This is a genomic window from Sandaracinus amylolyticus, from assembly GCF_000737325.1.
GTDB classification, from domain to species: domain Bacteria; phylum Myxococcota_A; class Polyangia; order Polyangiales; family Sandaracinaceae; genus Sandaracinus; species Sandaracinus amylolyticus.
In genome coordinates this window covers 2,767,668-2,780,398 of the sequence record NZ_CP011125.1, presented here as the reverse complement: position 1 = coordinate 2,780,398, position 12,731 = coordinate 2,767,668, and the positions used below count along the sequence as shown (strand labels likewise).

At 71.5% G+C, this 12,731-nt stretch carries 15 protein-coding genes; 4 read left to right on the top strand and 11 right to left on the bottom strand.

Annotation, left to right across the window (positions count from 1 at the left end; genetic code table 11):
* Positions 1-2: 2 nt before the first annotated feature.
* From cpaB to DB32_RS49935, 8 genes are all read right to left on the bottom strand, one after another.
* A complete protein-coding gene (cpaB, locus tag DB32_RS11590; RefSeq protein WP_053232487.1) occupies positions 3-794 on the bottom strand; it encodes a Flp pilus assembly protein CpaB in 792 nt (263 codons plus the stop codon).
* Between the two features lie 3 nt (positions 795-797).
* A complete protein-coding gene (locus tag DB32_RS11585; protein WP_157068961.1) occupies positions 798-1,775 on the bottom strand; it encodes a hypothetical protein in 978 nt (325 codons plus the stop codon).
* On the bottom strand, positions 1,769-2,335 hold the full coding sequence (locus tag DB32_RS11580; protein ID WP_053232485.1) for a TadE/TadG family type IV pilus assembly protein: 567 nt from the start codon (positions 2,333-2,335) through the stop codon (positions 1,769-1,771). The genes DB32_RS11585 and DB32_RS11580 overlap by 7 nt, the downstream gene beginning before the upstream one ends.
* Positions 2,336-2,346: 11 nt before the next feature.
* Positions 2,347-4,203 carry a hypothetical protein gene (locus DB32_RS11575; protein WP_157068960.1) on the bottom strand — a complete coding sequence of 619 codons (1,857 nt, stop codon included), beginning with the start codon at positions 4,201-4,203 and terminating at the stop codon, positions 2,347-2,349.
* Entirely contained in the window at positions 4,203-5,090 is an 888-nt protein-coding gene (locus tag DB32_RS46615; protein WP_053232483.1) for a hypothetical protein, read from the bottom strand. Before DB32_RS46615 ends, DB32_RS11575 begins: the two co-directional genes overlap by 1 nt.
* Before the next feature lie 3 nt (positions 5,091-5,093).
* Positions 5,094-5,642 (bottom strand): A24 family peptidase, encoded by a 549-nt coding sequence (locus DB32_RS11565; protein ID WP_053232482.1) that lies wholly within the window; start codon positions 5,640-5,642, stop codon positions 5,094-5,096.
* Positions 5,643-5,655: 13 nt separating this feature from the next.
* On the bottom strand, positions 5,656-5,874 hold the full coding sequence (locus DB32_RS11560; protein ID WP_053232481.1) for a Flp family type IVb pilin: 219 nt from the start codon (positions 5,872-5,874) through the stop codon (positions 5,656-5,658).
* Positions 5,875-5,939: 65 nt separating this feature from the next.
* A complete protein-coding gene (locus DB32_RS49935; RefSeq protein WP_268921242.1) occupies positions 5,940-6,068 on the bottom strand; it encodes a hypothetical protein in 129 nt (42 codons plus the stop codon).
* 227 nt (positions 6,069-6,295) lie between these two features.
* Between DB32_RS49935 and DB32_RS11550 the strand changes: the two genes are divergently transcribed.
* Entirely contained in the window at positions 6,296-7,927 is a 1,632-nt protein-coding gene (locus DB32_RS11550; protein ID WP_053232479.1) for a PfaD family polyunsaturated fatty acid/polyketide biosynthesis protein, read from the top strand.
* Between the two features lie 37 nt (positions 7,928-7,964).
* Here the strand turns inward: DB32_RS11550 and DB32_RS11545 are convergent, their stop codons facing one another.
* Both DB32_RS11545 and DB32_RS11540 read right to left on the bottom strand, forming a co-directional pair.
* Positions 7,965-8,435, bottom strand: a complete 471-nt coding sequence (locus tag DB32_RS11545) for a nuclear transport factor 2 family protein (RefSeq protein WP_053232478.1) — start codon at positions 8,433-8,435, stop codon at positions 7,965-7,967.
* On the bottom strand, positions 8,435-9,319 hold the full coding sequence (locus DB32_RS11540; protein ID WP_053232477.1) for an alpha/beta hydrolase: 885 nt from the start codon (positions 9,317-9,319) through the stop codon (positions 8,435-8,437). The genes DB32_RS11545 and DB32_RS11540 overlap by 1 nt, the downstream gene beginning before the upstream one ends.
* A 78-nt stretch (positions 9,320-9,397) precedes the next feature.
* On the opposite strand from DB32_RS11540, the gene DB32_RS11535 reads away from it, so the two are divergent.
* The 3 genes from DB32_RS11535 to DB32_RS11525 are packed head-to-tail and all read left to right on the top strand — an operon-like array spanning position 9,398 to position 12,413.
* On the top strand, positions 9,398-10,171 hold the full coding sequence (locus tag DB32_RS11535) for a helix-turn-helix domain-containing protein (protein ID WP_053232476.1): 774 nt from the start codon (positions 9,398-9,400) through the stop codon (positions 10,169-10,171).
* Positions 10,168-10,764: a DUF6940 family protein gene (locus DB32_RS11530; protein WP_053232475.1), complete on the top strand. Its 597-nt coding sequence runs from the start codon at positions 10,168-10,170 to the stop codon at positions 10,762-10,764. The genes DB32_RS11535 and DB32_RS11530 overlap by 4 nt, the downstream gene beginning before the upstream one ends.
* 38 nt (positions 10,765-10,802) lie before the next feature.
* Positions 10,803-12,413, top strand: a complete 1,611-nt coding sequence (locus tag DB32_RS11525; RefSeq protein WP_053232474.1) for a hypothetical protein — start codon at positions 10,803-10,805, stop codon at positions 12,411-12,413.
* Here DB32_RS11525 and DB32_RS11520 read toward each other — a convergent pair.
* Positions 12,402-12,728: a hypothetical protein gene (locus DB32_RS11520; protein ID WP_053232473.1), complete on the bottom strand. Its 327-nt coding sequence runs from the start codon at positions 12,726-12,728 to the stop codon at positions 12,402-12,404. The genes DB32_RS11525 and DB32_RS11520 overlap by 12 nt on opposite strands.
* Between the last annotated feature and the right edge of the window lie 3 nt (positions 12,729-12,731).

Below are 12,731 nucleotides of genomic sequence, written 5' to 3'. Positions count from 1 at the left end.
CGTCAGTCCGCGCGCACGTCGCCGGGGGCGGTGACGGCCGCGAGCGGGTCCGCGCCGACGGGCGACTGCAGGCGCCTCAGGCGCTCGGCATCGCGGAGATCGCCGTCGGTCGTCGTGTCGAGCGAGTCCGCGATCGCGATGTCGGTCGGGTTGCGCAGCGCGAGGCCGATCGAGCCCGACGCGTCGGCGTGCAGCAGCACCTGGCTCTGCTCGGCCGTCGCCGCGAGCGTCACGTGCTGGCTGCTCCCACCGCCGCACTCGTGCTCGCTGCCGCGCCCGACGTTCCCGCGAACCGCCATCACGAGGACGTTCTGCAGCAGCGGAGTCGTGACCGGTCCCTCTCCGTCGCGGGTCGTGTGGTGGAACACGTCGACGCGATCACCCGCTCGCAGGAGCCCGTCGAACCCCGACGGCCCGTCGACGTTCAGCGTCACCGCGCGCACGCCGCTGCGCACGAGTCGCGAGAGCTCGCGCGCGCCCTCCTCGCCCGTCTCGACGTCGCTCCACACCAGCGACTCGTTCGTCTCGACGCGCGAGCGGACCCGCAGGCCGAGGATGATGTGCACGTCGGCGGGCCTCACGTGCCGCCGCTCGACGTACGACTCCGGCATCGACCGCACGCCGAGCGCGTCCTCGGTGAGCACGGTCCCCGGCGCGAGATCGCGCGTCACGATCACGACCTGCACCGGCGCGCCGCCGCTGGTGCGCGCCTGGTACTGCTGCATCGACACGAACATCGCGCCCACACCGAGGAGCGCCACGATCATCGATGCCACGAATGCTCCGATCTTCATCGCTCACTCCTGCGTTCGAAACGCGTCCACGGACGCTTCGAGCACTTCGACGGTCGGCCCCGCGTCGGGGTCGTCCACCATCACGACGGTCACCATCCGTCCGTCGCGCTCCGCGACGAATCCGAGCGCGCCGTCCGACTCGTACGCTCGACCCTCGAGCGCCTCGGGCTCGAGCAGTCGGAATCCCTCGCTCGACAGCGCGTCGCGATAGAAGCGCTCGAGCCCGTCGACTCCCACGCTCGCGCCGGTGAAGACGGTCAGAGAATAGGGCTCGTCGCCTGCGCGCGCCGAGAGCACGCGCCGCGATCCCGGCGGGCGCGCCACGCCGTCGACGTCGCGTCCGGGCGCATCTCCCTCGCTCGGGAACATCGCCGAGATCGGGAAGCTGCCTTCGGTCCAGTACGCGACGAAGTGCGTCCCGTGCGCGGCGCGCTCGGCGAACACGTACCGGAGCTCACCGATCGCCGCGAGATCGCCGGTGTCGACGAAGCGCTGGACGCGCTCGAGCAGCGCCGAGGGCTCGACGTCGTCGGGCCCGAGGTCGAGACACGCGACGTACCCACGGTCCTCGTCGTCCTCGCGCAGCGTTCCGTCGAGCCACCCGCCCGCTGCGAGCTCGGTCTCCCCCGCGCGCTCGAGCTGCGCGTGGAGGTGTCCGTCCGACGCGCGACACCGCGCTTCGAAGACGTCGAGCACCGCATCGAGCGCGCGATCGTCCATGCCCGACGAGACGAAGAGCTCCGCGCCGTTGATCGAGAGCGCGGTGGGCGCGCTCTGCTGTCGCGCCTCCGCGAGGTGCATCGTCTCGGCGCCGAAGCCGAGCATCACCTCGTCGAGATCGGCGCGCGCTGCGCGCACCGCGAAGAGCGTCGCCGCGATCCACACGAGGGAGAGGAACCCCGCCGCGCGACCGAAGCCCGCAGCGCGCTCCCGCCACTTCGCGCGCGCTCGTCCAGCGCGCCTGCTTCCGACGTTCAACATCCGAGCGCGCCTCCCACGCCGATGTCGTTGGCCTTGTTGCAGAACGCCTCGCGGATGAGCCCGCCCAGCGTCTGCTCGCGCTCGTTGCACACGACCGTGTAGCCGCAGCGCGCGTCGCGGCTGCCGCCACCGACCCAGTCGGGCATCGGCACCGACTCCGATCCTCGCGCCGTCGTCGAGCTCCCGAGGATGGCCTCGTAGATGCGACGGCTCGCCGACAGCGGCATGTCGCGATCCATCTGCTCGACACCGGCGCGCGCATCCGCGATTCCGCTGTTCACCTCGGGGCGCGAGGTGCGCGACTCCGCACCTCCGCTCGAGCCTCCGACGACTCCCTCGCATCCGGCGGGAACGTCGTCACAGCCGCCGTTCGCGTACGCCCACGCGCATCGGCGTGCCTCTGCCGCCGCGTCCATGCGCGCCGTGTAGAACTGGTGGAAGAAGCCGATTCCCGCGAACAGCGAGATGAACACCGGCATCATCAGCACGACCTCCACATACGCTGCACCGCGGGTGTCGCGGAGCAGCGAGCGAGTCGTTCGGCTCTCGTGCGTCGTCATCGCTCGTCTCCTCAGTGCACGATCGCGTCCTGCATCATCCCGACGAATCCCGACGTCTGGGCGCAGCTGCCGCCGCTCCCACTCCCGCCCATCTCGCGGCACGACGAGCCGCCGTCGTCGCCGAACGGCGGGACGAACCGCCGCATGCGCGCGCGCCAGCGCATGTTCCACATCCACTCTTCGCGATCGCGCAGGTCGGTGGACGGATAGAAGAACTCGGCCTGCGCGACGGAGTACTCGCCGAAGTTGCGCAGCAGCGCGAGCGTGCCGCCCTGCGACGCGACGTCGCGGCCCCAATTGGCGAGCTCGACACCCCGCTCCATGTGCGCGCCGGGCTCGCGGCCCGTCACGATCATGCGCACCTGGAACGAGTCCTCGCCGAGCTCGATCGGCGTGCCGTCGCGCTCCCGTGCGCGCATGCGTTGAGGGCGCATGTCGCTCGTGTTCGAGGGAACGCCACTGCCACCTTCGACCTGCAGCGTCTGATCGCGCTGCTCGTGGCACGCGAAGAGACGACGGATGATTCGATATCGATAGGACACCGCGCGATCGCGCCCGATCGGCAATACCGCGCCCGGGAGCATGTAGTCGGGGTGCATCGTCGGCGGATTGCGACCGCACAGATCGGTGTGATCCTCGGTGCTCCACGTCCACGACCAGCCGTCGGCGCCCGGGAATCCGACCGCGCCGAAGCACGGATTGCCCTCCGTCATCCGCCGCGTGGCTCCGTCGAGGCGGTCCTGCATCCGCTCGTCCTCGGCGTCGGCGAGCGAGTCACCGGTGTGGCGATCGCGGTACTGCGGCGGGTCGCTGCCGGGGATCTGCTCGCGCCAGTACCAGCGCGTCATCTGCGCGTCTTGGTAGACGTAGTTGAATTTCCGCGCTCCCGATCCCGGCCGACACTGCAGCCGCGCCTGCTCCGCGCGCTGCGTGCACATGGGCTCTTCGGTGCCGTCGCCGCGAGTGGGGCAGTCGTACGGATTGGCATCCTCCGCCGGCTGCGACGACTGCTGCTCCTGCTCGGAGCGCTGGCAGATCGCGTCGCAGCCGTCGCCCTGACACTCGCGACACTCGCGCGCGGCGGGCGTGTCGACCTCGGGGATCGCGAACTCGATGGGATACGAGTAGTTGGGCGGTCCGCCCGAGCCGCTGCAGAACCACTCGGAGAACGTCGCGGCCAGCCCTCCCGTCGCGCGGCTCACCCAGCTCGCGATGCGGCTGTGGATGCGGCGGAACGGGAGCGCGACGACCTCACCGACGGCCTCACCGCCCTTGCGGCAGAGCACGCGGAAGTCACCGTCCTCCGTGGGCAGCGAGCGCCCGATTCCGATCGGCCAGGTGAACGCGAACGTCGGAGACGGCGCGTACACGTCGTCCATCGCGACGTCGTAGGCCCGCACCGTCGCAGCCGGCGGGATCGCGACGCGCACGATGCGAGCAGTCCGGTTTCCGATGCGCAAGAGCGGGAACACGACTCGCTGCGTCGCCCGGTGCACGTTGCTCACCGCGGTGCGCGCGACGTTGAGCGGCGGGATCGCGGCGAGCGTCGCGCCGAACGTCACGAACGCGAGCGCCGCGCACACCGCGATCGCGCCGATGATCAGCGTCTCGATCAGCTTCAGCGCGATCAGCACCGCGAGGAGCGCGGCCATGATCAGGTTGATCAGCACGAGGACGTTCATCCCTCGCGCGTGCACCACCGCGGCGGAGAACGCGCCTGCGTCGGCCGCGTCCTGCATCGTCTCGCGATAGACGATCGTCTCGCCGATGCCGATGAGGTAATAGAGGAACCCCGACAGCATCACGGCGAAGAAGAGGCCGATCACGATCATCGCGCCTCGCTCGTCGTGTCGAATCGATCGAGCCATCAGCGCACCTCGCTCTGGTACGGATACGGCGCCGAGTGGAGCGGCAGAGTCGCTTCGGCGGTGAGCAGTCGGAACCGCGTGCCCGTCGCGACCGTCGTCCAGAGGAGCCCTGCGAGCTCGGCCTCGTCGAGGTCGCGCAGCGGGTCGCGCGAGTCGCGCAGTCGATCGCGCTGGGCGCGCACGCGGCGCTGCGCCGCCATGATCTCGCGGATGTCGTCGGGCCCCGCGACGCCGCCGCGCAGTCGATCGAGCAGATCGCGCGACGTCGTGATCGGAATGCCGCTCTGGAGCTCCAGCCAGTTGTCGCACAGGAGCCGCGACGCGAGCGGGACGAGGCACGGATACGCGTGGGTCACGCGCACCGTCACGTCGTCGCCTTGTGCGTAGCGCGTCGTGCGGCCGCGCTCGCCGACGATCACGCCGCTCGCGCCGAGCACGTAGAGCATCCCGAAGCCGGCGCGAGAGAGATCCCCGGTCCCCACGGCACGCTGGATCGACTGGCGCTGACTGCTCGAGAAGATCTGGCTCCGCGCCGGCGAGATCGCGAGCAGCGGGACGTACGCCGCGAGCCGGATGTCGCGGGTGCGCGCGTCGCCGCGGCGCGAGATCCCGGTGGCGCCGATCATCCGCAGCAGACCGTTGGAGCCACCGCCGCCGCGCGCGCGCGGGTCGAGCTCGCGCCGCGGCTGCTCCCCGTATCGCGCCGGATCGTCGTCGACGACGACCACCGCCGAGCGCACCGCCGCGTTCGCCGCGTGCCGCACCGCGAGGTGCGCCTGGCCGAGCAGCGCGAGCTGCGTGAGCCCGAGCACCAGCGCGAAGAACGGCATGAACGCGATGAGGAACTCGGTGTACGCGACACCGCGCGTGTCCCGGGCGAGGCGCATCGCTCATCCTCCGAAGAAGGGCGAGAACGCGAGCGTCCTCGAGAGCACGCAGAAGATCGTCGCGGCGAGCGCGGGCATGCCGAGCCGGACTGCATCCGTCATCTCGGGATCGAGCTCGCGCGTCTCGGGCAGCGGCGCGCGGCGCACGTTCGCGACTGCCACTCTCGCAGTGCGGCCCAGCGTGGCAGTCAGTCGCCCGTGGAATGCCATCTTCGTCATCACCCAGATCGCGGCGACGACGAAGGTGGCCAGTTGGATCTCGATGCCGGCGCGCACGCCCGCGAGAGCGCCGATCGCCGCGAGCAGCTTCACGTCACCGCCGCCCATCGCGTCGCGCCGGAACAGCAGGTACGGCACGATCGCGCAGGCGCACACGGCCGCGACGGAGACGACGAGCCCGGGCACGCCCTCGGTGACGAGGTGCAGCACCACGCCCAGGGCGAGCGCCGGGAGCGTGATCCAGTTCGGAATGTGCCCCGTGCGTGCGTCGCTGATCGCGGCGAGCGCGACCACGACGATCAGCACGGCATACCCGAGCTCGACGGTCTCCATCGCAGCCTCCGGCTCACTCGCGACGGCCGCCGTTGGCCACGTCGGTCATCGTGTTGCCCTGGCCTTCGATCGCGCTGTCGATGGCCTCGCCGAACGTCGACCACGCCACGATGCCGGCGATGACGATCAGGCCGATCATCAGGATGTACTCGGTGAAGCTCGCGCCGACGGTGTTGCGCAGCAGCGAGCGCTTGCGCGCGCGCGTCGTCTCGAGGTGGGTCGACTGTTCCACTGTTCTCTCCTTGGTTCTCGATGGTTCGATTCACGTGCTCTCCGCCCTGCCGACGACTCCCGCGCTCACGGGAACGGAAGGACGAGGAACGTCTGTGCGAACTGGAAGGACTGGACGAGCGGCACGCCGATCGCGGCCGCCGCAGCGGCCACCACGAGCCCCACCGTCGCGGTGATGACGATGTACTCGGCCATCACGGCGCCTCTCGTGTCGGCCACGAGCGCGCGCCGTCCCCCCACGCTTGTCATGCGCGCTCTCCATCGCAGCGCGCGTGCCACTCGGATCGCCGCGATTCCCGAGCAATTCGCTCGTGCGTGCGGCGCGGACGGTCGTGCGGCGCGCGGGCACGCGCGCGTGCCGCCCACATGTGGACTCCCGCGCTTGGCGCTCGCGCGAACGCGTGACACCCTCGCCGCCCCATATGGCGACCGACCTCCAGCCGATCGGCCTCTGGTCCTCTCAGGGCGCGAGCGCGCCCGCGTACTCAGCGAGCGACATCGAGGCCGCGTGCCATCGCGTGCGCGAGCCGGTGCACGTCGTGCGCGACGCGAAGAGCGGCAAGCTCGGCGTCGCGTTCGCGGGCGAGCCGCGCGCGGGCAAGACGGTGAATGGCGCGCCGAGCGAGCTGTGGATGGCCACGCTCCCCGCGCTCTATCCCGAGTGGCTCGGGGATCGTTCGTTCCAAGAGGTGCACGGAGTCCGTTTTCCGTACTGCACCGGCGCGATGGCGAACGGGATCGCGACGACGCGCCTCGTCATCGCGATGGCGCGCGCGCGGATGCTCGGGTTCTTCGGCGCGGCGGGGCTCGAGAAGCCGCGCGTCGAAGCGGCCGTCGACGAGCTGGTGCGCGAGCTCGGCGGCTCGCCGGAGCTCGCGTGGGGCGTGAACCTGATCCACTCGCCGCAGGAGCCGGAGCTCGAGGCAGCGGTCGCCGACCTCTTGATCCAGCGCGGCGTGCGCCGCGTCGAGGCGTCGGCGTTCATGGCGCTCACGCCTGCGATCGTGCGCTACGCGGTCGTCGGCCTGCGCGAGCGCCCCGACGGTACGATCGAGCGGCGCCACCACGTGTTCGCGAAGATCTCGCGCCCCGAGGTCGCGCGTCCGTTCCTCATGCCCGCGCCGCAGGCGATCCTCGACGCGCTGCTCTCGAGGGGCCTCATCACGAGCGACGAAGCGCGCCTCGCGCGGCGCGTGCCGATCGCCGAGGACGTCACGGTCGAGTCGGACAGCGGTGGTCACACCGACAATCGCCCGCTTGGCGCGGTGTTCCCGATCATCATGGCGCTGCGCGACGAGATCGCGCGCGAGCAGGGCTACACGCGTCCGATCCGCGTCGGCGCGGCGGGCGGTCTCGGTACGCCGTCGAGCGTCGCGTCGGCGTTCGCGCTGGGCGCGTCGTACGTGCTCACCGGCTCGGTGAACCAGGCGGCGATCGAGAGCGGGCTCAGCGAGGCGGGCCGCGTGATGCTCGCGCAGGCGGGGCTCGCGGACGTGATCATGGCGCCCGCCGCCGACATGTTCGAGATGGGCGTGAAGGTGCAGGTGCTGCGTCGCGGCACGATGTTCGGCACGCGCGGCCTGCGCCTGTACGAGGTCTATCACTCGAACGACTCGCTCGAGTCGCTCGCGCCGGCCGCGCGCGCGAAGCTCGAGAAGGAAGTGCTCGGCACGAGCGTCGACGAGGTGTGGGCCGCGACGCAGTCGTTCTGGCGCGAGCGCGATCCGCGCGAGCTCGAGAAGGCCGCGGCGAATCCGAAGCACAAGATGGCGCTGTGCTTCCGCTGGTACCTCGGGCTCTCGAGCCGGTGGGCGATCACCGGCGAGCCGTCGCGCCGCCTCGACTACCAGATCTGGTGCGGCCCCGCGATGGGCGCGTTCAACGACTGGGCGAAGGGCTCGTTCCTCGAGAAGCCCGAGGCGCGCACCGCGGTGCAGATCGCGCGCAACCTGCTCGAGGGCGCGGCGGTCGTGACGCGCGCGCAGCAGCTGCGCACGTACGGCGTGCCGGTGCCGACCGCCGCGTTCCGGTTCGCGCCGCGCCCGCTCGAGTAGTCGCGGTCCACGATCGAGAGAGAGCGCGAGCGCGTGCTCAGCGGCGCGCGCGACCTTCGCCGCGCTTCGCGCGGTCCGCAGCGCGCGGGCGAAGGTCGTCGCCGCGCTGCCACGCGACCTCGAGCGTCATCGCGACGATCTCGAGGCCTCCGTCGCGGTCGCGCAGCAGGTGGTCGTAGCGCCCGCCGATCTCCCAGATCGCCGGCTGCGCGCCGCCGCCGATGCGATGCCACGCCATCACCTGCGAGCGCACGTGCCAGAGCTCGCCTCGTCGCGTCACCAGCGGCCACGCGATCAGGTGCTCGGTCGCGTCGAAGCCCGGGAGCATCGCGCTCCACGCGCCGATCAGATCCTCGCGTGCGAGCTCGACGGGATCGCCGCCGTCGAGCGACGTGTAGTCGATGCGCGCGCGCTCCGCGAAGAGCGGGCGCACCGCGTCCCAGTCGAGCTGGTCGACTCCGTGAGCGAGCCGCTGCAGCAGCTCCGCGACGCGCAGCGTGATCTCCATCAGCGAGCTCCTCCTTCCACCAGCGTCTCACGGAAGAACGCCGCAGCATCCGACGCCGCGGCGCGCACGGTGGGCTCGTCGTCGTAGAACGCGAACTGATCTCCGTCACGCCAGATCACGCGCGGCGTGGGCTCGCGCATCGTCGCGAGCATGCGCTCGAGCCCCATCGGCGTCGCCGCGGCGCGCGAGTGGACGTGCAGCGAGGGGACGTGGACGCGCGCGCCGAGCGCGATCGGATCGAACGAGAGCCAGTCGTGCCACGAGCGCGTCGTCATCTCGTTGCGCCACGCGGGGATCGCGGCGCGCGACGGGCTCAGGTAGTAGTCGAACGGGCCGAACATCGCAGCGCGCGGATCGGTCGCGCTCGCCGCGGGGATGGTCTCGTCCGCGCTCGCGCGCGCAGCCGCCGCGAGCCGCCCGGCGACGCCATCTTCCCCGCCGTAGAACGCGCGCACGATCGACGCGTCGTGCAGCCACGCCGCGACGGTCACGAGGGACGCGACCGGAAGCGCGTGCTCCGCGATCGCCTTCACCAGGTAGCCCGCGCTCGCGCACACGCCGAGCGCGCCGACGCGCGACACCTCCGGACGCGCTGCGAGGAACCGCGCGGCCGCGACGAAGTCCGCTGCCTTCTTCGCGGGAGACTCGTGCTGTCGCGGCGCGCCCTCGCTCTCGCCGAACCCACGAAAATCGAAAGTCAGCGCGGCGATCCCGTCGCTCGCGAGACGCTCCGCGTACCGCGCGGCCATCTGCTCCTTCACCGTGAGCCACGAGCCACCGATCACCACCGCGGGCAGCGGGCTCGTCGCGCTCGCGCCCTGCGGTAGATGGAGACGACCCACGAGCTTGCACCCTTCGCTCTCGAGCACTACGCGTTCGATCATGTCGTTCGCTCCTCGTCGCACGGCGAATATCGAGGTCGCGCGATCGAGCTCTAGAACGTTCTTGTGCGCGGGGGACGATTGAGCGCGACACGCGCGCTCGAGGGCTGCCGCGTGGTGCACGCGGAAGGCATCGAGATCGTCGAGGCGCCGCGTGCGCGACGCGCATTCCCCGAGCGCGTGAGCACGAGCCTCGGCGTGTGCCTGAAGCGCGGCGCAGCGCATCGTGTGATCAGCGATGGAGCGCGACGTGACTATCCCGCGGACGCGATCTGCGTGCGCGCGCCCGGGTGCGTGTGGGCGTCGGACGAGGCCGACGTCGCGTTCGTGTCGATCGACGTGAGCACGGATCGTATGGGGGCGATCGAGTACGCGCCGATGACGTTCCTCGACGCGCTCCCCGAGATGCACGACGCGATCGCGCGCCTCTCCGCGGGCCCTCACGAGCCCGCGCTGCGCGACGAGTCCCTCGCACTCCTGCTCGAAGGGCTCCGCGCGCGCGGCGCGCTGCGCTTCGGTCGCGCCCGGCGCACCCACGACGACGCCGTGGCACGCGCGGTCGCGCACCTCGACGCGACGCTCGATCGCAACGTCGCGCTCGACGAGCTCGCGCACGTCGCGCGCGCCGACAAGTTCGTGCTGGTGCGGCGCTTCCGGCGCGAGATCGGCACCACGCCGCACGCGTACCACCTGCGGGTGCGCGTCGAGCGGGCGCGCGCGGCGCTCGCATCGGGCGAAGCTGCGCTCGAGGTCGCGATGTCGCTCGGGTTCGCCGATCAGAGCCATTTCGGACGACACTTCCGGCGCGTCGTCGGCGTCACGCCGGCGGCGTACGCGAGGACGACGAAGCGATGACGTGGACCACACGCGCGACGGACGAAGGGACGAGCACCGTGATCGCGAGCGTGCTCGACGCGGATGATCGCGCGCTGTCGTGCGCCGAGGTGCTCGCGCTGCTGCGCGACAGCGCGCCGTTCCGCGCGTTCTTCGCGCGCGACCTGGCGCAGTCGCGGTACGACGCGTTCTTCTGGGAGACGCCGCCGCTCACGACGAGCACGCTCGCCACGACCTACGAGCACGCGGTGATCGACGCGCCCGCGCTCGCGCGCATCACCGCGGACCCGAGCGACTTCGCGGAGCGCTTCGAGAGCAAGCCGAGCGACGACGTGCTCGTCTTCCCGAACCTCGGTCGCGACGCGACGTTGGTCGTGCCCGCGCCGCGCGCCGCAGACGCGAGCTATGCGCACCTCGCGGCGTTCGTGCGCGGTGCGCCGTCGGCGCAGGTCGACGCGCTCTTCGCGAAGCTCGCGCGCGCGATCCTCGCGCGCATCGGTGACGCGCCGCTCTGGGTGAGCACCGCGGGGCTCGGCGTGTCGTGGCTCCATCTGCGCCTCGATGCGCGGCCGAAGTACTATCGCCGCGACGCGTATCGCCGCGCGCGCTCGTGATCGAGCGCGCGCCGACGCGCCGACGAGAAAGGCCTTCGATGCGTTCGTTCGTGTGCACGCCGTGGCTCGCGCTCCTCCTCGTCGCGTGTGGATCCCCCGACGATCCACAGCCGCCCGACGCGGGCTCCGATCCCGTCGACGCGTCGTCGCCGATCGACGCGGCGCGCATCGATGCCGCGCTCGCCGACGCCGCGATCGCCGACGCCGCGATCGCCGATGGCGCGATCTTCGATGCCGCGTCGGCCGACGCCGGGCGCGACGCCGCGGGCTCCGACGCGGGCCCCACGCTGCCACCGATCGAGCGTTGCGACGTCGCGCCCGCGACGCCTTTCGCGCATCACGCCGACGCGTGGGGCTACGAGCTCGTGCCCTCGGTGATCGCGCCGCACGAGGCGTTCTACGTCGAGGTCACGACGCCGCCCGGCACGGTCACCTCGGTCACGCTCGACTCACCCAGCGCGAGGCTGCGCAGCGACGACGGCTTCATCTTCCGCGACGACGGCGTCGAGCCCGACCGCGCGGCCGGCGACGGCATCTCCGTGCTCGGCCCGCTGTGGTTCGAGGGCGATCCGTCGGTCGTCCTGCTCGAGCCGCTCGACGACGTCGGCTTCGTCGACATCGGGCGCATCACCGCGCACCTGCCCGGCGGCACCCAGCGCCAGCCGCTGATCGGACCGATGCTCGGCGTGCTGCTCTCCGATCTGCGCCGCGACGCCGAGGTGACGAGCGATCACCACGCCGCGACCGATCACGTCCTCGAGACGTGCACGTCGGGGTGGAAGGTCCAGATGGCGCTTCGCTCGTTCGCGTACGGCATGCTCGAGAGCGTCGTCGCGCCCGCGTACGCGCTCGTCGAGGACGACGTCGATCACTGGGTGTTCCTGTCGACGCAGCACCTCGAGGCGACCGACGCGGCGAGCACGATCCAGAACTACGCGGCGGGCCGGCACCTGCTCGTGTGGAACGAAGCGACGGGCACGGCGATGGGGCGCGTCGACGGACGCAGCGAGTGGGGCAGCACCGCGCTGCGCTCGGTCTCGGTGATCGATCACGGCACGCGCGGCATCTACGCGGGCAACGTCACGCACGAGATCGTCCACACGTGGAGCGCGTTCGTGGACACGTCGCTCGGGCTCTCGGACGGCGCGCACTACTCGCCGCGATCGAGCGTCGGCAGCCTCGTCGGCGGGTTCGCGTGGGACCCGGCGCCCGGAGGTGGCTTCACGCGCAACTGCGACGAGGGCCGCAACGGCGCGACGCGCGCGTCACCGCTCGATCTCTACTTCATGGGCCTGCTGCCCGCGTCGAGCGTGCCGACGATGCGCATCATGCCGTCCGACGTGCCGCTGCCCGGCTGCGACGCGCCGATCCCGACGCCACACCGCGAGGTCACGGTCGGACAGATCATCGCGGCGCACGGCCCGGTGACCCCCGGTCCCGGCGCGGCGCCCACGCACTATCGCGTCGGCTTCGCGGTCGAGGTCGCGGGACGACGGCTCACGCCCGTCGAGCGCGCCTTCTATCACCGGCTCGCCGAGGCCTACACCGCGCCGGTCACGGGCGATCCGCCGCTCGTCGGCTTCAACTGGTCGAGCATCGCGCGGTTCTTCCCGGGCAGCGAGTGGACGAGCGCGCTCTCACTGCGCTGACGAAGGACGCAGCAGCACCGCGCTCACGCCGACCCAGATCGCGAGCGCGAGCACCGGCACGAGCAGCGCGACCGAGTCGAGCGTCTGCTTGGTCTCGGTGCTCGCGTGCTCGACGACGACGAGCGCGATCCCGCCCACGATCGTCGCGAGCAGCGGGCCCACGAACGCGCCGAGCACGTGACGCTTCGCGGCGCCCTTCCCTCGGCGCGCGAGCAGCACGAAGAGCGGCTGCAGCGCGAGCCCGAGCCCGCACACGCCCGTGGTGACCAGCGCGACGAGGGCCCACACGAACCCGTGGAGTGCGATGTCGGACACGAC